Here is a 23,648-nt window from a genome sequence, read left to right as displayed (position 1 = left end):
GCAAAAGCCGTAATTTTGATTTTAGTATTAAAGAACCATTAACTAAATCAAAATAAGCGTGAAAATCAATACTGTTTTAGTAGCAAATCGCGGGGAAATAGCCATCCGTATTTTTAGGGCTTGTGTAGAAATAGGAATAAAAACTGTGGGGATTTACACCTACGAAGACCGTTATTCGTTACACAGGTATAAGGCAGATGAGTGTTATCAAATAGGAGAAGATAACGAACCGCTTAAACCGTATTTAGATATCGAGGCTATTATTAAAATAGCGAAAGATAATGGGGTAGATGCTATACACCCTGGGTACGGATTTCTTTCGGAAAATGCAGAATTTGCGCAGAGGTGTGATGAAAATGGTATAAAGTTCATTGGCCCTAAAGTATCAGTTTTAAGAGCTTTGGGGGATAAAATAACAGCCAAAGAAGTAGCAGTTCAGAATAATATTCCAATTATTCAAAGCAGTGATAAAGATTTAACTTCTGTAGAAATAGCCCTTTCCGAAGCAGACAGAATAGGATACCCAATTATGCTAAAAGCTGCTTCAGGTGGCGGTGGTCGTGGTATGCGAGTTATTCGAAAAGAAGCAGACTTAAGAAAAGCTTTTCCGGAGGCCCGTAGAGAATCTTTAAATGCTTTTGGCGATGATACCGTTTTTCTTGAAAAATTTGTAGAAAACCCTAAACATATAGAAATACAAATAGTAGCAGATGAACACGGTAATATGGTGCATTTGTACGAAAGAGATTGTTCTGTACAAAGACGTTATCAAAAAGTAATAGAATTTGCTCCTTCTGTGGGGTTGTCTCAAGAAACTAAAGATAGTTTGTATACCTACGCGCAGGATATTTGCAAAGCGGTAGATTATAATAATATTGGTACCGTTGAGTTTTTGGTAGATGATGATGGTAGTATTTATTTTATAGAAGTAAACCCAAGAGTACAGGTAGAGCATACGGTAACTGAAATGGTCACGAATATAGACCTTATAAAAACTCAAATTTTTGTTGCTGGCGGGTATAAATTATCGGACAAACAAATAAAAATCGAAAACCAAGAATCAGTTCATATATCTGGTTATGCATTGCAGTGTAGAATTACTACAGAAGATCCGGCTAATGATTTTAAACCAGATTATGGGGTAGTAACTACCTATCGGAGTGCTTCAGGGTTTGGTATTCGTTTAGATGCAGGTAGTGTTTATCAAGGCGTTGCTATTTCTCCTTTCTTTGATTCCATGTTGGTAAAAGCATCTGCAAGGAGTAGAACCTTAGATGGTTCTTGCCGTAAAATGATAAGAGCTCTAGCAGAATTTAGAATTCGTGGGGTAAAAACAAATATTGCTTTTTTAAATAATATTCTTCAACATCCAACTTTTAGAAACGGAGATGTTACCGTTAATTTCATTCAGAATGAACCAAAGTTATTTGAGTTTATAGAACCAAAAAATCGTGTAAACAAATTAATACAATTTTTGGGTGATACTATTGTAAATGGTAATCCAGATGTTAAAAAATATAATCCTAACCATGTTTTTTCTAAGCCTATAGTTCCTGCTTTTCCGAAGAATGAGGATTATGCTAAAGGGACTAAGGATTTGTTAACAGAACTAGGTCCAGAGAAATTTTCGCAGTGGTTAAAAAATGAAAAGAAAGTTCATTTCACAGACACTACAATGCGAGATGCGCACCAAAGTCTTTTAGCAACTAGAATGCGAACCACAGATATGCTAAAAGTAGCGGAAGGTTTTGCAAAAAATCATCCAGAGATTTTTAGTATGGAAGTTTGGGGAGGAGCCACTTTCGATGTTTGTTTGCGTTTTTTACAAGAGAACCCATGGGAACGTTTAGCTTTATTACGTAAAGCCATGCCAAATCTTTTGTTGCAAATGTTAATAAGAGGCTCTAACGGAGTTGGTTATAAGGCTTATCCAGATAATTTAATTGGTGAGTTTGTAGAAAAATCTTGGGAAACCGGAGTAGATGTATTCCGTATATTCGATTCGCTAAACTGGATGAAATCAATAGCGCCATGTATAGACCATGTACGCAAAAGAACTGGTGGCTTAGCAGAAGGTTCTATTTGTTATACAGGGGATATTTTAGACCCATCCAAAACCAAATACAATTTAAAGTATTATGTGCAATTGGCAAAAGATATAGAAAATGCAGGAGCACATATTCTAGGTGTAAAAGATATGGCTGGTTTACTTAAACCAAATGCTGCTTATGAGTTAATAGGAACTTTAAAATCGGAAATAAATATTCCTATTCACTTACATACACATGATACCTCATCTACCCAAGCTGCAATGTATTTAAAAGCTGTAGAGGCAGGAGTAGATGTTGTAGATGTTGCTTTAGGTGGCCTATCCGGACTTACATCGCAACCGAATTTTAATTCGGTGATGGAAATGTTGCGTTTCCACGAACGCGAGAATATTTTAAATTCAGAAAAGTTAGCAGAGTATTCTAATTATTGGGAAACCGTTCGGAATTACTATTATACCTTTGAGTCGGGCTTAAAATCAGGAACAGGAGAAGTGTATAAGCATGAAATTCCTGGTGGCCAGTATTCTAACTTAAAAGGCCAAGCAATTGCTTTAGGCTTAGAAGATAAATTCCCAGAAGTTACCAAAATGTATGGCGAGGTAAATACGTTGTTTGGCGATATTGTAAAAGTAACTCCAAGTTCTAAAGTTGTTGGGGATATGGCGCAATATATGATTAGTAATAGCCTAACAGTTGAAGACGTTTTAGAAAAAGGAGAAGATATTTCTTTCCCAGAATCGGTTAAGAATTTCTTTAGAGGAGATTTAGGGCAACCAGTTGGTGGTTTTCCAGAAAAACTTCAAAAAATAATTCTTAAAGATGAAAAACCTTATACCGAAAGGCCAAATGCGCATTTAGAACCAGTAGATTTTAAAAAAGAATTTGCTGCTTTTAAAAAGAAATTTAAAAAAGGTATGGGAAGAGCCTTAGAAATGACCGACTTTTTGTCTTATAAATTATATCCAAAGGTATTTACAGATGCATATAACAATCATGTAAAATATGGGAATGTGGTAAATATACCTACTAAAAATTTCTTCTACGGTATGGAAGTAGGTGAAGAGATTATGGTAGAGTTAGATAAAGGAAAAAAAGTTCTAATTTCCTTGATGTTAAAAGGAGAGCCAGATGAGGCAGGTAATGTTAGCATATTCTTTAAAATTAACGGACAATTACGTAATGTATTGGTTAAAAATACATCTGTAAAAGTGGAAAAAATGGAGAATAAAAAGGCAGATATTGCTAATGCTAAGGAAATTGGCGCTCCGTTACAAGGTTTACTGTCTAATGTGTTAGTTAAAAAAGGACAAGAAGTAAAAAGAAATCAACCATTATTTATTATAGAAGCAATGAAAATGGAAACTTCAGTTACGGCAACAGCAGATGGTGTGGTAGATAGAATTGTTTTAAACGGTGGCTCATTAGTAAATTCGGAAGATTTAGTGATCGTTCTTAAATAGAATGTAAAAAAAATAATGATTTAAACCCCTTTTGTTACTAATGCAAAAGGGTTTTTTTTGTCCAAAAAGCTTTGGTACTTTTGCAGGCTCTAAATCTATAATACGATTGGTAAGCAAATAAATGAGTATGAAACAAACACCAAGGTTAGAAGAATTTAAAAAATCGGTTACTAATAGATTCAATGTCTACAATAGCTTGTTTTTAAATTTACCTTATCGCAACATAGAAAATGTAGGAATGGTAATTCCTTTAATATTGGAACAATGTCAAAAAGGTCTTAAATCGGGTTTAAACCCTAAAGAGATTCTAGATGGCTTTTTTGAGAATTATATAGCAATAAACTCAGAGAAAGATAGAATAGATTTTATGTTCCGTATTATTCAGTATGTAGAGCGCCAAGTGGTGCTATATGATAGTGTAGAGGATGCGGCTTTCCCTAAATTGTATGAGCACAGTAGCAACCTAACTATTAAAGATTATTTTGAGTTAGTAGACAAAAATAAAAGTTGGGATAAAATAGCGGAACACTTGTCTAATTTTAGTTCTAGATTAGTATTAACAGCACACCCTACACAATTTTATACCCCTGCAGTTTTAGATATTATTGCAGAGCTACGAACTTTAATTCTAGAAAACAATATAGATGATATAGATGTTACTCTACAGCAATTAGGATTAACATCGCTTATAAATTCTAAAAAACCAACACCTTTAGACGAGGCAAAGAATATTATATACATTCTTAGAAATGTGTATTACGATGCCGTTGGGGAGTTGTATGCTTACTTAAAAAAGAATATTAAGAATACAGAATTCGAAAACTACAATATTTTAAAACTAGGATTCTGGCCTGGAGGTGACCGCGACGGTAACCCTTTTGTAACGGCAGATATTACTAGCGATGTGGCAGATGAATTACGTATTACGCTAATGAAGTGCTATTACAACGATTTAAAGAAACTTCAGAAAAAATTAACTTTTACTGCGGTTCAGGATAGCCTTAATGAGCTTCGTGCTAATTTATATGCTGCTATGTTTAACCCACAGAAGCATGTAGGATATAATGATATTATTGGTCCATTAGAGAAAATAAGAGCTATTTTAATAGATCAATTTCATGGTCTTTATTTAGAAGAGTTAGATTACTTTATGGATAAGGTAAAAATCTTTAAAACACATTTTGCAACCTTAGATGTTAGACAGGATCATAGCATACATACCAAAGTTATAGAAGCAGTTTTAAAGAAAAACGACTTAATTAGTGAAAGCATATCCGAGCTAAAAGAAGAGGAGTTGGTAGATATTTTATTGCATAAAGATTTGCAATTAAATGCAGAAGATTTTGATGAAGGTATAGTAAGAGATACTATCAAAAATATAAGCCAATTACAAAAAATTCAAAGTAAGAATGGTGAAGAAGGGTGTAATAGATATATAATTAGTAATTCGGAAGATATATTCTCGGTCTTATTTGTATACGGATTGTTCCGATGGAGTGGATGGCAAAATAAAGTAATTACTTTTGATATAGTTCCTCTTTTTGAGACTATGAATGGTATGGACGGCGCAGAAGACACTATGCAAAAACTATTTGCTATGCCAACCTATTTTGAGCATGTAGAACAAAGAGGTAAAAAGCAAACTATGATGCTTGGTTTCTCCGACGGTACTAAAGATGGAGGGTATTTAAAAGCCAATTGGTCCATAATTAAAACAAAAGAAAGTTTATCTGGTGTTTGTGCTAAGAATGATGTAAAAGCCATATTTTTTGATGGCCGTGGTGGACCTCCAGCACGTGGTGGTGGAAAAACGCACCGTTTCTACGCAGCGCAAACAAAGGATATCGCAAATAATGAAATACAATTAACTATTCAAGGGCAAACCATTACAAGTACCTATGGTACCAAAGAGCAGTTTATTTATAATTCAGAGCAATTGTTAACAGCAGGTTTATCTAACAATTTCTTTGGAGAAGAAAATGTAATTCTAAAAGAGCAAAGAAATTTAATAGAAGAACTTTCCGAGCTTAGTTTTGCGAAGTATGATGCCTTAAAACATCATGATAAATTTATGTCGTATTTGGAAAATAGAAGTACACTTAAATATTATACCAAAGCTAATATTGGTAGTCGTCCAGGAAAAAGAGGAAATAAAGCAAAATTAGAATTGTCCGATTTACGTGCCATTTCTTTTGTAGGGTCGTGGAGTCAATTAAAGCAAAACGTACCAGGTTACTTTGGTCTAGGAACCGCTATAAAAGCATTAAAAGACCAAGGCAGAATAGAAGAGGTAAAAGCCTTGTATAATGAAGTTCCTGTTTTTAAAGCGCTTATGTCTAACAGTATGATGTCGCTTTCTAAATGTTATTTTGAGCTTACCAGTTATATGAAAGATGATAAGGAATATGGAGAGTTCTGGAAAATATTACATGCAGAGTATCAACTTTCTAAGGAGATGTTATTGTTAGTAGCAGATACCGAAATTCTTATGGAAAAAGAAGCGGTTTCTCGTGAGTCTATTAAAATAAGAGAAAATATTGTATTGCCATTATTGGTAATTCAACAATATGCACTTCAGAAAATTGCTGGAGATTCTTCTTTTAAAGAATTGTACGAAAAGATTGTTACGCGTTCTCTTTATGGTAACATTAATGCTAGTCGTAATTCGGCGTAGTATTATAGTAGAGTACAAAATGTAAAAAAACCTTACTAGATGTTTCTGGTAAGGTTTTTTTGTAAAATATATGGTGGTCAATTATCCTAGCTAATTTTTCCAAAAACTAATCTAATGATAGCCCAAAAAGAGGTATAACATCGAGTATATAAAAGAGGTACAATCTATTGTATGTGCTGAGGTATTACATTTATAATTGTTACTATAGAGATAATGGGTACCGCAATTAAAATAGTTTATTATTTCTTTACTCTGTAGGTAATTCTTCTATTGGTTATAACAGTGCGTAACCGAACAAATAAAGATGCAGAAGAAGATTCTTCGGAGCATATATAGGCCTGGTTCGATAACTTTACCCGATATAGGTATCCATTTTTATCAAGACCCGCTTTTATAATAGTTAAAGTAGCGGTTTGTGTTCCATTGTATTCTGTACCATCTACAATAGAATTATAGGTGGTGCCATTATCTGTACTTACTTCCCAAGAAAAAATATCGGCGTTGGTAGCGGCAATAGAAAACACCCCATTGGAGCCAGAAAAAGCAGTAGTATTTGTTAGTACCGTGGTTATAACTGGTATGGGCCCAGATTGTAAAAAGTCTGGTATTCCATTCGGTTCCGAATCGTAAGGAGTTGCATAAGAAGCACCAATAACAGTACCATCTGCATTTACGCTGGGAGTTCCGGTGCCATAAATACCATCGTCATTCCCGTCGGCATTAACATTATTATAGGCTTCATCGGCATCTGAGCAGCCATCACCATCACTATCTAAGTCTAAATAGTTTGCAATACCGTCATTATCTGTATCTGCACAAGCAAATGAATTACCATGGGTAAATTCTATTTCAGAAATAGTAGTTGCGGTTATAGAAGTTATTGCAAGTTTATAAGAAGTAACTGGCGCTGTTCCTGTAAAACGCGTAATACCATTTTGCGTTAAGGTTAAATTTCCAGAGACATCAATTTCTAAAACAAAAATATCATTGGCGGCTCGTGTTATATTAAAAGGATTCCATGTGGTGAGTAATTTTCCATACATACGGTTTGGTGTGCTATATACTTTATAAGCCCCATCATTCCATGTAGTTAATCTTTGCGTTCCTCCATTTGGAAGAAATCCTACCATATTATGCAAGGTGCCAGCCTTAAACTTTAATCGTAAGGGAAGATCAAAATCTTCATTAGAATAAGAGGTAGACCATCTAGAATCGGTACGTGTAGTAATACTATTTGTGGTGGTAGATGCCACGGTGTTCCCATTAAAACTTAGGGCGCTTATATCTTGCATGCCAGAAGTGCAACCCTCTGCGCTATCTAAAATACCATCATTGTCATTGTCTAAATCGCTTACATCACAAACACCATCATTATCTATATCGGTATACGCATTAGGGTCTTGGGGGTCGCAATCTATACCATTATTTACCCCATCACCGTCACAATCGTCATTAGGGTTATTTAAATCGCAGCTAGAAATCGTAAAATCGCAAAGATCTCCTTGTACCCAACCAGAGCTTCCTCCAACATTAGTACTGGTAAGTGTTGTAAATGGTATAGTAGAGGTAACCGTAATCCAAGAATCGGTATAATTAGCAACTCCTTTAATTCTGTTAGAACTGGGTATGGTAACATTACAAGGGTTACTTAAGCTAATAGTACCGCCAGTATTGGTAGTAAATGCTAAAATATCAGCAGTATTAACTGCACTATAAGATATTCGTATACTGGTAATGGGTTGACTAAAAGTATAAAGGATTATACCTGTAGAAGAAAACCCTGTCCATATACCAGAGCCACTAAAAGAAGCAGAGGTACAGCCTCCGGGGTTCGTAGGAGGATTTAAGTAACCAGATCTTGTGGAACCTGTGGCGGTAACAGTTACACCGCTTATTGTACAGGTAGTTTGTGCTTGTACTTTTGCATATATAAAAAATACAAACAACCATATAATGTAAAGAAATAACTTATGCATAATGTAGGTAAATGTATTTTTTTTGTAGTTTATAGCTAATTTATTGTTGCATAGGAACTTAAACGTGATGTAAAATTGTGTTTTTTTGATGTTGAATTGTAGGAAAAAACCTATAGTTTATATATGTTATAGCGATCTTAGTGCTAACGCAGCCGTTTTATATGCCTTGGGGAATCTTGCTCTAAAAGGGCACCTTTTAAATGTTTTGTAAAAAAATGTAATAATATACTTTAGCGGAAAGCCCTTAAAATTTTATAATTCTTAAATTAGAGGAATGTATTATTACTTTATTTTGGCCCTACAGGCGTATTGCGTTTATCATTGTTTTACTCATAAGAATGATACGTATTGGTTTTTTGTAATTCTCTTTGTACCTGTGATTGGTTGTTTCGTTTATTTATTTATGAATGTTATTCGTAAGAATGATGTGGATAAATTGCAGAAAGACATAACTGCAGTAATAAACCCGACAAAAAAGATTAAGACTTTAGAGAAAAAACTTCAATTTTCGGACTCCTTTGAGAATAAAGTTGCTTTAGCCGATGCCTATCTAGAAAACAAAATGTATGCACAAGCTATTACCCAATACCAAGCAGCGCTAACCAATATGTTTAAAAACGATTTTTATGTAATTTCTAAGCTGCAAGAATGCCATTATTTTTCTTCGGACTTTGCAACTTCATTAGAATACGCGCAAAGAATTATAGACACACCAAAGTTTAAAAAATATAGAAGCTTCTTTTTGTATGGTATGGCACTAGAGAAAGAGGGGCAAGTAGAGAAGGCAGAGGAGGTATTAAAATCATATAATGCCCCGTATAGCAAGTACCAAGAACGTTTAGAATTAGCAAAATTTTATATCCGAAATAATAAATTGAGTGCCTCTAAAGAAGTGCTACAAGAAATAATTACCGAATCAGAGAATATGTCTAAGCCAAGCTATAAACAAAACAAAGCTATAATTATTAAGGCAAAAGAACTGTTTACAACAAGCCTATAATGTTCTTACATACCCATCCTTACGAGCCTTTTTTATTTAAAGAAGCTACCAAACTAATTGTAGGTACCTTGCCTCCGCCAAGATTTACTACAGGCGATTTAAAAGAAGACGATGTAGATTTTTGTTATGGTAGTCGTAATGGAATGCTATGGCCTGTATTAGACCGTATTTTTGATCTAAATTTAAAATACGAGACTACTGCTTATGCAGCCGACCAAAGACGTAATTTTCTTTTGCAAAGAAAAATTGGTGTTTGCGATATTGTTGGTAGTGCTAGAAGAGATAAAATAGATGCTTCTGATTTGGGAATGAAACAAATAGAACTCAGAAATATAGTAGGCTATTTAAAAGAATATACCAATGTGCAAATGCTAATTTTCACAGGTGGTAACAGCAAAAACGGTCCTGAATTTTTTTTTAGAAAACACCTTAAAGAAAATGGCTTGTCTTTAGCCGTAGAAAACAATGAAGTTCCCAGGATACATAGTTTTATAATGCCTAATAGCAAAAGGAAAATTATTACGGTTTCTTTAACTGCTCCATCTGGAACTGCCAATAGAGCTATTGGTAGTACGCAAGCGTATAAAGAGTTAAAAAAAGCAAACCCAAAATTCAATACACTAGATTTTAGGGTAATGCAGTACGAACCCTTTTTTTAAGTTAAGAAATAGTTGATGAAAGAGTTTTTAAATAATCTAGTACCCAAAGAACAGGCCAAAAAGTTAATTGCTTTAGGAAAGCAGAGAACTTTAGCAGAAGGCGATTATTTGGTGCGTGCAGGGGAAATACCAAGAAAGTTTGCTTTTGTTTCTTCTGGTTTGTTTCGTTATGTGTATATAAACGAAAAAGGTATGGAGTTTACAAAAAATATTATAGAAGAAAACGGCTTTATAGTATCGTACTCTTCTATGATAAATGAAAAAGCATCCCACTTTTATATCGAAGCTTTAGAAGATTCTAAAATAATAGAATTAAAGTACTCGGATTGGCTGAAAATTAAAGATAGTCATCCCTGTTGGAATACTTTTTTAGTGCAATTATTAGAGCACGCTTTTATAATTAAAGAAGCTCGAGAAAGAGATTTTTTGTTGTTAGATGCTCCAACAAGATTTCAGAATTTTTTGCAAGAAAACCCCAAGCTTATCAGAAGAGCAAAGCAAAATATCATAGCATCTTACTTAGGCATCCAACCAGAATCTCTAAGCAGAATAAAAAAGAAGCTCTCGTCTTAACTTAGGTCAATGCAAACCTTTTTGTAGGCTTTTATTTTTGAATTCAATTCTAAACAGAGAAAAATGAATTTAAAAAATAACACCATTCTTATTACCGGGGGTAGCTCTGGTGTTGGTTTGGAACTATGCAGGCAGTTAATACAAGACAATACTATAATTATTTGCGCAAGGTCCTTATCCAAGCTAAACGCAGTGAAAAAGGAGTTGCCAGAGGTAGAAACGTATTCCTGCGATTTATCTAAAAAGGAACAGAGAAATCAATTTTTAGAATGGGTAAAAAAAGAACATTCTAGTTTAAATGTTTTGATTAATAATGCTGCTTTGGTGCATAAAACTAATTTTATGGAGACCTCAGAGGCTATAGAAATGGCAGAATTAGAGATAAATACCAATTTTTTGGCACCCATTCATTTAACAAAAGAACTAGTATCAGTATTACAGAAAAATTACCGGCCCACTATAGTTAATATTACTACGGGTTTGGTGTATTGCCCTAGAGCAGATTACCCGTTTTACAATGCCACCAAAGCGGCATTACATTCTTTTACCCAAGTATTACGAGAACAATTAAAACAAGAAAATATATCTATAGTTGAGGTTTTATTACCAGTGGTAGATACTCCTTGGCATAAAGGCAATCCTCCTAAAATTGCTATTTCTACACCAGTAGCAGTCGAAAAAATGCTAGGGGAACTACAAACAGCAAAGACAGAAATAAAATTAGGAGCTGTAAAATTATTGTATTGGTTACATAGAATAGCACCAAAATTTGCCTTTAAAAAGATAAATGGATTAAATAAAGAATAGCTTTTTTAGACTTAAGTTAAAGTAGTAACTTAGAGTAATGATTTCTAAAATAATAACCTATATAATTGCATTGGTTTGGTTGGTTAATGGCCTCTACTGTAAAGTCTTAAACCAAGTACCAAGACACCAAGAAATTGTAAGTCATATTTTAGGAGAATCCTACGGGCCACTTTTTACCATTCTTATTGGTGTTTCTGAAGTGGCCATGTGTATATGGGTAATCTCCAGAATACAAAGAAGAATAAATGCCATAGTGCAAATGGGAATAATAGCTATTATGAATATTATGGAATTCTTTATAGTGCCAGATTTGCTTTTATGGGGAAAGTATAATTCCATATTCGCATTTTTGTTTATAATGCTTATTTATATCAACGAGTTTCATTTACGAAAAGGAAAAAACCAAGCCTAGTATGTTTAGTACATTAAAAAACCATCCTTTTGCAGTAGAATCTCATTTTAAAAGCTCTTTGGTATTCACTTTTGCAGTACCCAAAGAACAACTTCAGGACAAGATACCAGAGTGTTTAACCTTAGATACTTTTAAAGATACCCATGCCTTTATAGCCGTAGCTATGGTGCAAACGGAAGATTTACGTCCTAAAGGTTTTCCTAAATTTATGGGGAATAACTTTTTTTTAATTGGGTATCGTGTTTTTGTACGGTACACCACTAAAGAAGGCAAAAAATTGAGAGGGCTCTATATATTAAAATCAGAAACCGATAGTAAGAAAATGCAATTTATGGGGAACATATTTACCCATTACCAATACACTACTACAGATATTAAACAAGAAGAAACAGCAACTACCAGTAGCATTTCTTCTCTAAAATCAGACTTTTTGGTAACCGTAAAAAAGAATAATAAGGCAGAAGTACCTTTACCCATAAATTCTCCCTTTGCAGATTTTAAAGAAGCACGGAGATTTGCAGGCCCATTGCCATTTACCTTTACGTATACTAAAGAAAAGAAAGAAGTTTTAATAATAGAAGGCGTACGGCAAAATTGGAAACCCCAAGCAATAGAAGCCATAGATTATAATTTTAAATTTTTAAAAGAACAAAATTTGGAAAATGCGGTTTTGGCTAACGTTTTTGAGATTAAAAATATTCCCTACTACTGGAAAAAAGGTAGAATAGAAGTATGGAAATAAAAAGAAGAAAGTTTCAAGGGGTATTAAATATTCTAAGCTTTAATAGACATTTTTATGTAATTGGGTTGTTGGTGTTGGTAGTGCTTATAGCAGCATTAAATTTTTATAAAATTCCACTAGTAATCACAGGGATAATTCTTGGGGTATTTCTTTATGGCTTTTTAATGCCGTTGTTAGTATCTGCCTATGTATATGATTTTTCTGGCTATTATAATTTTAATTGGTTAGATAAGCTTGGGCTAAAAGAAGAACAGCCAAAACACCTAGTAAACATTAATGCTGGTTTTGATGAAACCAGCTTTATCCTTAAAAACAATTTTCCAGAAGCCGATATAAAAGTGTTCGATTTTTACGACCCTAAGCAACATACAGAACCAGCAATTGTACGGGCACGTAAAGTAAGTTTAGTGTACCCTAATACGCAACAAATAAAAACCAATCGTATACCCGTGAGCAGTAATTCGGTCGATGTGGTTTTTTTACTCTCTGCCGTTCATGAAATTCGCTCGTACAAAGAAAAAGTGCTATTTTTAAAAGAATGCAAAAGAATATGTAAACCCAATGGTACGGTAATTACGGTGGAACATTTACGGGATTTTTCCAATTTTTTGGCATTTTCTATTGGTTTTACCCACTTTTTTTCTCGAAAAACATGGAAAAAGGCTTTTACCGAAGCAGGTTTTTCTATTTTTAAAGAAACCAAGTTTACCCCGTTTATGTCTATCTTTCGTTGTAGTTCTTAATAAGTAGTATGCAAATTCATTTAAAAATTATTGGAGTTTTATGTATGGCTTTAGCATTGGTACACATTATTTTTCCAAAATACTTTCATTGGAAAAAAGAGCTGCGTTCCTTGAGTCTTGTAAACAAACAAATGATGGAAATACATACGATTTTTATTGCCGTAACTGTATTTCTTATGGGACTACTCTGTGTCTCATCTGCCACGGAAATAATAGAAACCTCCTTAGGTAAAAAAATTGCCTTAGGCTTAGGTGTTTTTTGGTTATTGCGCCTAATTATTCAGTTTGTAGGCTACTCTTCAAAACTTTGGAAAGGCAAAACCTTTGAAACTACAGTACATGTAGTATTTAGTATATTTTGGTTATATGTAACCGTTATTTTCTTTATAACAGCTTTAGGAGAATAAGTATTTGGTGTTTTTTACGCATTTGTTATAGGTTTTCCCAATAAACAGGGTAGTATTTAGTTTATATTCTACGGAAATTTGTAATACAATACTGTTTTTACAAAAGAAGTAGAAATACAAACGAGCTTTTTAACTTAATACAATTCTTTTTTTATTATGAATACAGTCTTTCTAAATATGATTTATTTTGTACTACCGTTGCTTATAGTTGGGTTACTTGTAAAATATGTTTTTAATGTAAATATTGCTATTTTATGGCCTTCGGCAATTATGTTATTTCTTTTTGTAGGTATTTCTATTTGTTCTCCATTTACTTTAAAGGAACATGAAGCGGTTTTGTTTCCTATTTTTTGTGTTCTACAATTAGTAGCGCTTGTGGCTGGTATTGTATTACTCCAAAAACAAGAAATAGTGTGGAAGCATTTTTTTATTTCTTTACCCTTTCAGCTTATATATTGGGTACAACTTTTTTATTATGGAGGTCTCCAGTTTACGCATAAGTTTTAATATATTAACTGTTAACATTAAAAAATGAAAATATATATTACAATCATTATATTCAATCTTTCATTTAGTATATTCAGTCAAGAAATGGATGCAATTAAAAATAATGAAATTGAGCAATTCGCAAAGCACTTATATGAAAAGTCTTCTTATATCTTTAAGAAAGTAGATATAGTGCCAAAAGAAAATAAAGATTTCTTGTTTCCTTGGCTCAAAGAATTTCCTTCAAAAGATAATTTGAAAAAATATTTAAAAATACTTAAAGAAAATAGTACTCTAGAAATAAACAGTAGTATTGGAACAGTACAGTTACAAATAAGTTCTTATTTATCGGAAGATGAAAATAAAGATATATTTAAATTATTAGATTTTGTAATTATAAAGAGTGACTTAACTAATCAAGAAAATGAAAAAATCAAAGTTGGAGATTATATAGGTAGTAGTTGGGGATATGACCAAAAATGCCACTCAAAAAAAATACAAACAAATTCATCTTTATGCAAGACAATAAGTAGTAGTTTTAAGTTGGATGTATCAAAAGAAGATAAAATAGCTGGTGAATTAATCGTTAAGGCTCGATTTATTTCGGGTTATGCATATAAAGAAGTTACGATGAATGATATAAACAAACCCATTATATTAAACGATTCGGAATTTAAAATCATAAATATTATCAATAATACAGTTGTTATATCTCAAGAAAACTCTAGAAGTGAACTTTTGGATGGCATAGGGTACTTTAATATTAATAAAAACGGATATAGAGTTGAATCGATTGGAAGTTCTACTATCTGCACTTATAATTATAATCTTTTTAAAGAAAACCCTAACTTATCGCTTCAAGATTATAGTAAAAAAATTCATCATAAACTTTTAAAAATAGAAAATTCCGATATTCCAGATGATACTTATAAAAAGGAATTTGGAGAAAATTATACAATACTTATATCAACAGACAGAATTGAAAAATTTATTCTTTATGTGCCTAATTACGAGGAAATGGAATTTGTAGTGCAGTTACAATAACACAATTGGCAACACCACATAAAAATAATTGCGTAGCCCTATATTGCTTACGAAAATCCTCAAGGATTTTCTATTCGTTTGTATTTACTAAATTAGTTGCTTAAATGGAACACTATTTATACAAAAATGCATTGACTGAAACAGAATTTTTTTTCGTCTAGAAACGACACCTATTTTAGACAAGAAAATTGGAAATACCAACAAAACTAGTCGCCAAGTAGAGGCTGTTCTCTTCGTTAATATTTTTTTATCTATTGATATAAAGAAAATAAATGACATTTGTAAAAACAATTAAAGTGTATAGATGCCTTTTAATTTCCACTTAAAACAGGGGTATACATATTGTTTTTACCAATTATCTTTGGTAAAAGTTTACAAATTACTACATAGATGAAAAAAATTGTATTCTCTCTAACAACGGCACTTGGGTGTATTACAGATGAATATTTTACTTTTAAATATGTTTGCGATTATCCAGAACATGGACCAGAATTTTATGGCTTTCCGTTTGTTCAAGAAACTAACACAAGTTGGATTTTTTCTATGTCTGGGGAAATTTATCTATTTGGTTTTTTAGGTAATTTAGTTTTCTGGACACTCTTTATTTATACACTAGTAGTACGCTTACATAAAATAAAAGAAAAACTAGCGCAAAAGATTATTCCTGTATTTGGTTGGTTAATTATGGCCTGGTCTATGCTGGTTTCTTTTGTTTATTTTGGAGCTATAGATTGGAGATTAAACTATACCCATGATGATTTTAAAATAAACTATTACCAATCTCATATAGCATGTGAACGAGAGTTTTTGTGGATTAAATAATGCAACACCCTAAAATTAACCAGATAGGAAAAGTTTGCATACAATAAATAGCGGAATGAAATTTGTAAATAAGCTTATGGTTAATCCTACAAAGATTTTTTAATAGATGCATTAGGAGAATAAGTGTTTGGTGTTTTTTACGCATTTGTTATAGGTTTTCCCAATAAACAGGGTAGTATTTAGTTTATATTCTACGGAAATTTGTAATACAATACTGTTTTTACAAAAGAAGTAGAAATACAAACGAGCTTTTTAACTTAATACAATTCTTTCTAAATATGATTTATTTTGTACTACCGTTGCTTATAGTTGGGTTACTTGTAAAATATGTTTTTAATGTAAATATTGCTATTTTATGGCCTTCGGCAATTATGTTATTTCTTTTTATAGGTATTTCTATTTGTTCTCTATTTACTTTAAAGAAACATGAAGCGGTTTTGATTCCTATTTTTTGTGTTCTACAATTAGTAGCGCTTGTGGCTGGTATTGTATTACTCCAAAAACAAGAAATAGTGTGGAAGCATTTTTTTATTTCTTTGCCCTTTCAGCTTATATATTGGGTACAACTTTTTTATTATGGAGGTCTCCAGTTTACGCATAAGTTTTAACACTTAATGTTGATGCATTAGCCATTAATATTTAAAAAATAGCATAGAAAAGGGTGGTTGTTTTTTTCCTTTTTTTAGGGAAAATAGTATATAAGACCTACACGCCTAAAACTTCTTAAAATGATGGTTTTACCCTCAAAAAATGTATTTTTCATACACTTACCGTAGTTTTTAACTTTTTTAGTTAATAAGTATGTAGCGGCATTACGCCTTTCTGTTTTTTAGATTACTTTTTTATTAAGATTTTTACTTCAAATAAAAAATAGGGAGTTGTTTTCTGGTGAGGGAGTGACTTATATATCTTAGTTAGCTGCAATTATGAGTAAAGAATTACCAATATTAGATGTAGAGGACTTAAGCCGATGTTTTGAGCGTATCACTACAAAAATAGACATTCTTCATGAAGCCTTTCGTGCTATGACTATGGATTATAGTCATCATATTGAAAATACATTAGGTAAAAATCATCATATAATTCGACTAAGAGAAAATATTGATTTTAGACTGGTTTCTTCTAAATTTCATTTGGAGTTACTATTTCGGCAATATTATATTATAGAACGGGAAATAAAAGAATATGCTAAAAAAAAGCCTGAAGTTATTTTCAAACAAATATTCCCTTCTCATCCATTATTTGATAACTATGAAAAACAAATAACTTCTATTTTCGATAGTATAGTCTTTCACTTATCATCCATATTTGATTATTTAAGTGCTATTATTAATTATATAATTAACAATAAAGATGAATCAATTACTAAATGGTCGCAATTAAATAATAGCTGTAGACAAAAAACAGAATTTAATAATAAAGAGGTGTCGAAATGTGTAATTGAGAAACACAACTCATTTGTAAATAAATTATACGAACACAGAACGAGGTTAATACACGAAAAAAGCGATATACACCCATCAGCGCTTAAAATAGAACTAAACTCCGGAAAAATAGACTTAAGATTTTTTGCAAGAAAAGAACTAACAAAAAAATTCTCGTATTTAAGAAAGAAAACTAAAGATAATAGATTAACTATTTCCTTTGTTTCCGAATGGTTAATCGAAACAACAATAGATTCAATTATTGATATTCTTAGGTCAATAAGTTCGGATATGAAGAGTGTATCTCGATTTCCAGAAAATATCGGTATGACTGAATGGACTATGTTGTACCGTAACCCAGAAACTGGGATTGGAGAACCTGTTTCTGACCATATGTGGAGGGAAATTGAAAAAAAAATAACTGCAGCTAACAATGGCTATAATTAATGCGGGCTTTGGGTTTTTAAGCCAAGGTTTGTGTATATTTATAAGGTCGCAAAATCCGTTGGATTTTGTATTGATTTAAAAAAAAGAAAAAACAAAACAAACGGTTTTTGCTTAGTGCCAAACGGAAAGTAATCGCATATTTGCTCCCGTACTAATCATAGCCGAGACGTTAGCCACAAGCAGGTACGTTAAAGGCACATAGTTTACAAAGTTAAAGGGACATAGTTTACACTTTTTCAAGTTATAATTTGAGATAAAAATCAAATTATCATGCCTTGGAAAACAACAACGACTATGGAACAAAAAATCGAATTTATCTGTGAATGGCGTACAGGAAAATATACCATTACGGAATTATGCAAAAGCTTTGAAATCTCTAGACCTACAGCTTACAAGCTAATAAATAGGTTTGAAAAACAAGGTTTCGAGGGTCTGAAAAAGCAATCTAGAGCACCTTCAAACCATCCCAACGCCACAAAAGAAAACATCATTGAAAGTATTCTAAATCTAAAAGCAGAATACAAGCTTTGGGGGGCTAAAAAAATCAGAGAATTATTGTTTAAAGAATTCACCAAGCAAGAAGTCCCTTCGGTGGTTACTGTGCATAATATTCTAAAGAGAAATGGTCTGGTATGTCCTCAAAAAAGAATGAGAAGAGTTAAACCAACTAATCCTATTTTCGACCCAAAATCGTGTAATGAAGTATGGAGTGCGGACTATAAAGGTAAGTTCCTGATGGGAAATAAAATCTATTGTCACCCACTTACCATTGCAGACTCTAAAAGCAGATTTCTTTTTACCGCCAAAGGGCATTACAAAGAAACCCTAAAGTCCGCAAAGGCCGAATTCAAAAGGGTTTTTAGAATATACGGCATGCCAAAACAACTGCACACCGATAACGGAAGTCCCTTCGGTTCGGTCAGGGCCATTCAACGATTTACACAACTCTCCTATTGGTTTATCGAACTAGGAATCACTCCGGTTTTCTCAGACCCTGGACAGCCACAACAAAACGGCAGACATGAACGCATGCACCGCGATTTAAAGGCAGCTTTCGCAAAACCTTCAGCCTATGATTTAAAAGCCCAACAAAGACGTTTAAATCACTTTGTAAAGCAATATAATAACATAAGACCACATGAAGCTTTGGATATGAAAACACCCGCTGATATACATGATTTCTCAAGCAGACCCTTCCCTGAAAAAATACCCGATTTTCAATATGATTCTAAATATAAAATTCTTAAAGTAACCATGAGTGGTGCAATTAGATGGAAATCATATTATTGGGTATATGTATCGGCAGCTTTAAAAGGAAAATATGTCGCAATAGAGGATATTGGAAACGGGATTTGGAGGGTCTTCTTTAGAAACGTATTTTTAGGTTTCTTTGATCAAAGAAACCTAAGAAACAAACAAGAATCTACAAGGTTAGAAACTAATTTAGTGTAAACCCTAATCTTTAACTTGTGTAAACCATGTCTCTTAACGAACAGCTGAAAACACAAAATGGAGGAAAAAGAAAAGCCAAGACTTTCTAGATTGACTGCTATCCTTACATAACTACAATCTAAAAGAATTGTTACAGCTAGACAACTTGCTGAGAAACATAATGTAAGTTTAAGAACCATATATAGAGATATTCGAACACTAGAAAAATCAGGAATTCCTATTGTAACAGAAGAAGGCAAAGGTTATGCAATTATGGAAGGATATCACCTACCTCCAGTTCTTTTTACAGAAGATGAAGCTAATGCTTTAATCACAATAGAGCAACTAGCGATAAAAAATAAAGACTTGTCATTAGTCGATAATGTTACTAGTGCATTAGAAAAAATAAAAGCAATATTACGCTACTCTCAAAAGGGAAATACAGATTTACTAGCAGAGAGAATTTACTTTAGTGGTAATAATAATGAAGAAAAAACAAGTGACAACCTAATGCTTATACAATCGGCAATTACTCAATATATGGTATTAACTATTGACTACTTTTCTTCTGACAAAAAACAAACTACTCGAAGTATCGAACCTTTTGCAATCTATAGCATTCACGGAGACTTTTTATTAGTAGCTTTTTGTCAATTACGAAATGATTTTAGATACTTCAGAATAGATTTTATTGAAAATATTACAATTGAAAAACAGATTTTTAGTCCTCATAATATGACTATAAAAGAATATTTTGAAAAATATGTAAAGAATAAATAATACCCTTGACATATCCTTGTCACAACCTCAATTTACATTTGCATAAATAATAATTAAAAAATTAAAAAAATGGAAATTGTCGGAATTATAGTCTTATCACTATCAGCTCTTTTGTTAATATTTATAGGAATAAGCAGGTTAAGTAATCCTGTTAATACTTATTTAAAAAATTCAGGAATTCAATTAGAAAATGATGCTAGCTTGTTAAATGAAATGAGAGGTGTTAGCTCTGTAATGCTTTTTGCAGGAATCATAATTGCTCTTGGAATATTTATTGCAAAACTGACCCTTACGTCACATATTATTGCAATACTTATTTTTATTGGCTTTGTAATTGGTAGAATAATTAGTTTAAAAGCTGATGGCAAACCAAGTAAGCAAATTACTCAAGGAATTATATTTGAACTTGTTCTAGGTTTAGCTAATGTTTTTTGTCTGATAAATATTTGGTCTTAAACCTAAAATAATGCCAGTGGCTAACAACGTATACAAAAAATAGCGGTTTAGGTTCAAACCTAAACCGTTTTTGCGTTGAATTAAGTATATTGAATTCTGAAAAGTCTGTGTATATAAACCCGTAACTGACGGTTATACGAGACGTTGTCAACAAGCTTGACCCGTAACAAGAATGACTTTCTTTCGTCTTTAATGTAAAATATTGAAACTGTATGAGAAAAACATGTATTTGTGTATTGTTGTTAATCTTTTCATTTGTTTCCAAAGCACAGAAAATTGAAAACTATAAAGGGAATATTCTTGTTGATATAGAGGATGAAAAAATTAAAGCTGAATTTACAATAACATTTAGTACACTTTCAGATGCAGGAGAATTAAAATTATTTCTAACTCAATTTGCCAACATATCTAATATTTCATCTAACAACAATCCAGTTGTTTATAAAATAGCAGAAGAAGCCTTTATAGGACACGATAGGGCTATTCTTATTAATACAAAAGGAGTTAAAAATAAAAAGTTGACTATACAATACACCTACGATTTAGACAGTATTCAAAACAAAGATTTTCGTTTTAATGAAAATTGGTTAGAACTCAATCTTTATACTTCTTGGTTTCCATTAAATATAGAATACGGACTTTTTGCCTATGACATAAATGTTCAATTAAATAAAGACTATCAACTCATTGGTTCAGGGAAAACATCACATGCTGGAGAACTATGGAGAATTAAACAAAATAATCCCTTTTTAGACATCCCAATAATTATCTCATCTAATTTTAGGCATTTTAATATTGGAAAAGGTAGAATAAAAATTTATTATCTGCTTCTTGACAAGAAAACAAAAAAGGCCATAAAAACAAGTGCTAAAAATCATTACAATCAGCTGAATACTATGTTGGGTAATTGTAGTAGTGGAAATCTTGTGTTAGCAATCAACAAATTCAATCGTTCAATTTCATATTCACGAAAAGAATTTATTTCCCTTTCCATTGAAAATTCATTTAAAGTGACAGATGAAAAAACACTTGCCCACGAAATAGCTCATTTATGGTGGAACAAGGCAAATGTAAATACTTGGGAAGATTGGCTAAACGAATCCTTTGCAGAATATTCATCAATAATCTTACAACGTAATTTATATGGCGAAAAGAGTTTTAATGAAAATATAAAGAAATTAAAAGAAAGGATAACCGACTTGCCTTCGCTCTACAAACTTAAAGAAGAAAAAATTGAAAATCAGAAGACTACAACCTATAAAGGAGCTCATCTGCTTTACGAATTGGAAAACAAAATTGGAAGAAAAGATTTTGAACAGTTGCTGAAAAAAGTGCATAAAGACAGAATAAATAAAACCTCTGAATTTCTAAATTTAGTTAAATCGGAAATCGGAATTGAAACAGAACAATATATTATAGACAAACTAAATGAATAAAGCCAGTTGCCTAACAAAAAACTGATTTAATAAACAGAAACGAATATGCTTTTTTTATAGCTCTACGTTTCTTATAAAAAAAACCATACGTAATAAGAAAAAGAAACATTATGCAATACGACAAAGATTTGGAATCTAAACATAAAGAACTATTTTTAAACGCAAGGAAATTTTTGCTATCCTTTGACGGAATAATTGAAACAAAAAAAGAACGAATTACGACCTATTCAAATGAAAAAGGTGGAATTTGTCATATGCGAACAATGCCTTATGGAATCGATTTTGGATTTTTAAAAGGCGCGAAAATGGAAGATAGCTTAGGACTTTTAACAGGTAATGGAAAAGCCATTAGAGTTTTACCTCAAAAAGAATTGAACAAAAAAGCTGTTGAATACTACATAAAGCAAGCTATCGAAATAAATTCAAAAAAATAATTGACTTATAAAGAAATCATAGAATGTCTTTATGACCTGAAAGATGCAGAAAAGGTGGTTTTCAAAGAAAATAAATTTGGAATTATATCTAACAATTCTTTAGGGATTTACCACAAAGAACTTAAAATGATAGCCAAAGAAATTGGACAGAACAATGAACTTGCCTTACAACTTTTTGACAGCGGAATATACGAAGGACGACTGTTGTGTAGTAAAATGTTTAAACCAAAAGACGTTACCGAACAATTAATGGAGAAATGGGTTAAGACGTTTGAGAACTGGGAAATCTGTGACAGTTTCAGTATGGGACTCTTTTCTAAAAGCAAATTTGCTCTTGCCAAAATATTAGAATGGACTAAAAGAAAACCCGAGTTTGAAAAGAGAGCAGGATTTGCAATATTGGCTTCATATTGTATGGCAGATAAAACTTCGGGAAACGAACTATTTGAGCAGTTTTTTCCAATAATTAAGCGAGAGTCAAATGATGAAAGACTATACGTAAAAAAGGCTGTTAATTGGTCATTACGGAATATAGGAAAACGTAATTTGGACCTCAATAAAAAAGCCATAGAAACAGCTTATGAAATAATGGAATTTGATACTAAATCAGCAAAATGGATAGGAAAAAAAGCACTAGCCGAATTGCAAAAAGATAATTTGAGAATATCGGATTATCCAAGAGCAGAGTACAGAAGTCCAGTGGATAAGAATAGTAATAGTTAATACAGATTTTAGCGTTTAATCCCCTGTTCTCGAGAGCATCATGCTCGTGCCATAAGGTATGTTACATAATAGGTGTTATAATAAACCTTGCAATAAAAATAGTTAAGAGTTTAATGCTATGTAGAAACAAGGATAATCTATGCACTAAGATTCTCCTTTTTAACATTCGTTTGTAACAAATACCACGAAAAGGATACTTACAATTAATAAGTTTTAAAAATAGTAAAACGTGTTACTTAATTTCAGCTAGTGAGAGCGTTGCTCTCGTGCCGTTAAGAGTAGACTAAATACAGTTGTTTTCTTTTCCCTTGCTGATGTTGTACTGTGATAATAAATAGAAAAAATATAATGAATAGAAAAACAAAGTTCATAATTGTAAGATTTGTAGCATTATTAACTGTTTATGTAATAATTAGGTTTACCCTACAGTATTTGTTTAAAGATTTAAGTGTCCTATATATTAGAATAATTTCTTTTGTTCTAGCAACTATTTTAGTACCAAAAATAAATGCATACGAGAACCAATTAGGCAAGCAAATACAGTTAAAATGGATATTTTGGAACAAGCCTAAAAATCTTTAAAAGATTTGTATTACTCCCTGCTATCATGAGCGTTATGCTCGAGCCTTAAAGAGTAAACCACATACAGTTATTTTCTTTT

The 23,648-nt window shown here is 32.2% G+C and carries 20 protein-coding genes and 1 pseudogene; 20 read left to right on the top strand and 1 reads right to left on the bottom strand.

The window, feature by feature from the left end; translation table 11 throughout:
- The first annotated feature begins 58 nt into the window (after positions 1-58).
- Complete coding sequence (locus tag Q0856_RS15065; RefSeq protein ID WP_298506347.1) at positions 59-3,511, top strand: pyruvate carboxylase; 3,453 nt, start codon at positions 59-61, stop codon at positions 3,509-3,511.
- A gap of 127 nt (positions 3,512-3,638) precedes the next feature.
- The gene (locus Q0856_RS15060; RefSeq protein WP_298480754.1) at positions 3,639-6,185 is read left to right on the top strand and encodes a phosphoenolpyruvate carboxylase; all 2,547 of its coding nucleotides are present in this window, start codon (positions 3,639-3,641) and stop codon (positions 6,183-6,185) included.
- Between the two features lie 239 nt (positions 6,186-6,424).
- On the opposite strand, the gene Q0856_RS15055 is transcribed toward Q0856_RS15060, so the two are convergent.
- The gene (locus Q0856_RS15055; RefSeq protein WP_298506343.1) at positions 6,425-8,161 is read right to left on the bottom strand and encodes a thrombospondin type 3 repeat-containing protein; all 1,737 of its coding nucleotides are present in this window, start codon (positions 8,159-8,161) and stop codon (positions 6,425-6,427) included.
- A 274-nt stretch (positions 8,162-8,435) separates the two neighbouring features.
- Between Q0856_RS15055 and Q0856_RS15050 the strand changes: the two genes are divergently transcribed.
- From Q0856_RS15050 to Q0856_RS14970, 18 genes and pseudogenes are all read left to right on the top strand, one after another.
- A complete protein-coding gene (locus tag Q0856_RS15050) occupies positions 8,436-9,161 on the top strand; it encodes a hypothetical protein (protein WP_298506341.1) in 726 nt (241 codons plus the stop codon).
- Positions 9,161-9,820, top strand: coding sequence for a uracil-DNA glycosylase family protein (locus Q0856_RS15045; protein ID WP_298506338.1), 660 nt, complete (start codon positions 9,161-9,163; stop codon positions 9,818-9,820). The genes Q0856_RS15050 and Q0856_RS15045 overlap by 1 nt, the downstream gene beginning before the upstream one ends.
- Positions 9,821-9,835: 15 nt before the next feature.
- Positions 9,836-10,393 (top strand): Crp/Fnr family transcriptional regulator, encoded by a 558-nt coding sequence (locus Q0856_RS15040; protein ID WP_298506335.1) that lies wholly within the window; start codon positions 9,836-9,838, stop codon positions 10,391-10,393.
- Positions 10,394-10,456: 63 nt separating this feature from the next.
- Positions 10,457-11,200, top strand: a complete 744-nt coding sequence (locus Q0856_RS15035; RefSeq protein ID WP_298506332.1) for an SDR family NAD(P)-dependent oxidoreductase — start codon at positions 10,457-10,459, stop codon at positions 11,198-11,200.
- A 37-nt stretch (positions 11,201-11,237) separates the two neighbouring features.
- Entirely contained in the window at positions 11,238-11,612 is a 375-nt protein-coding gene (locus Q0856_RS15030) for a DoxX-like family protein (RefSeq protein ID WP_298506329.1), read from the top strand.
- Between the two features lies 1 nt (position 11,613).
- Complete coding sequence (locus Q0856_RS15025; protein ID WP_298506326.1) at positions 11,614-12,354, top strand: DUF2071 domain-containing protein; 741 nt, start codon at positions 11,614-11,616, stop codon at positions 12,352-12,354.
- Positions 12,345-13,097: a methyltransferase domain-containing protein gene (locus Q0856_RS15020; RefSeq protein WP_298506323.1), complete on the top strand. Its 753-nt coding sequence runs from the start codon at positions 12,345-12,347 to the stop codon at positions 13,095-13,097. Before Q0856_RS15025 ends, Q0856_RS15020 begins: the two co-directional genes overlap by 10 nt.
- Before the next feature lie 8 nt (positions 13,098-13,105).
- A complete protein-coding gene (locus Q0856_RS15015; RefSeq protein ID WP_298506320.1) occupies positions 13,106-13,504 on the top strand; it encodes a hypothetical protein in 399 nt (132 codons plus the stop codon).
- A gap of 531 nt (positions 13,505-14,035) precedes the next feature.
- Positions 14,036-15,034 (top strand): hypothetical protein, encoded by a 999-nt coding sequence (locus tag Q0856_RS15010; RefSeq protein WP_298506318.1) that lies wholly within the window; start codon positions 14,036-14,038, stop codon positions 15,032-15,034.
- Between the two features lie 390 nt (positions 15,035-15,424).
- Complete coding sequence (locus Q0856_RS15005) at positions 15,425-15,856, top strand: hypothetical protein (protein ID WP_298506316.1); 432 nt, start codon at positions 15,425-15,427, stop codon at positions 15,854-15,856.
- A 926-nt stretch (positions 15,857-16,782) separates the two neighbouring features.
- Positions 16,783-17,727, top strand: coding sequence for a hypothetical protein (locus tag Q0856_RS15000; protein ID WP_298506314.1), 945 nt, complete (start codon positions 16,783-16,785; stop codon positions 17,725-17,727).
- A 294-nt stretch (positions 17,728-18,021) separates the two neighbouring features.
- Positions 18,022-19,179 (top strand): IS481 family transposase, encoded by a 1,158-nt coding sequence (locus tag Q0856_RS14995; RefSeq protein WP_298506311.1) that lies wholly within the window; start codon positions 18,022-18,024, stop codon positions 19,177-19,179.
- Positions 19,180-19,305: 126 nt separating this feature from the next.
- Positions 19,306-19,365, top strand: a pseudogene (locus Q0856_RS18140) (HTH domain-containing protein); the annotation flags it as partial.
- Positions 19,366-19,431: 66 nt separating this feature from the next.
- Positions 19,432-19,938 (top strand): WYL domain-containing protein, encoded by a 507-nt coding sequence (locus Q0856_RS14990; protein ID WP_366139613.1) that lies wholly within the window; start codon positions 19,432-19,434, stop codon positions 19,936-19,938.
- Positions 19,939-20,007: 69 nt separating this feature from the next.
- A complete protein-coding gene (locus tag Q0856_RS14985; RefSeq protein ID WP_298480778.1) occupies positions 20,008-20,394 on the top strand; it encodes a DUF4345 domain-containing protein in 387 nt (128 codons plus the stop codon).
- Positions 20,395-20,606: 212 nt separating this feature from the next.
- Entirely contained in the window at positions 20,607-21,830 is a 1,224-nt protein-coding gene (locus tag Q0856_RS14980; protein WP_298506308.1) for a M1 family aminopeptidase, read from the top strand.
- A gap of 110 nt (positions 21,831-21,940) precedes the next feature.
- Complete coding sequence (locus Q0856_RS14975) at positions 21,941-22,264, top strand: hypothetical protein (protein ID WP_298506306.1); 324 nt, start codon at positions 21,941-21,943, stop codon at positions 22,262-22,264.
- Positions 22,265-22,987, top strand: coding sequence for a DNA alkylation repair protein (locus tag Q0856_RS14970; RefSeq protein WP_298506304.1), 723 nt, complete (start codon positions 22,265-22,267; stop codon positions 22,985-22,987).
- Positions 22,988-23,648: the final 661 nt, after the last annotated feature.

This window comes from uncultured Maribacter sp., assembly GCF_947496775.1.
Lineage (GTDB): Bacteria > Bacteroidota > Bacteroidia > Flavobacteriales > Flavobacteriaceae > Maribacter_B.
Note: the sequence above shows the minus strand (reverse complement) of the source record. Positions and strands in the feature narration are given on the sequence as shown.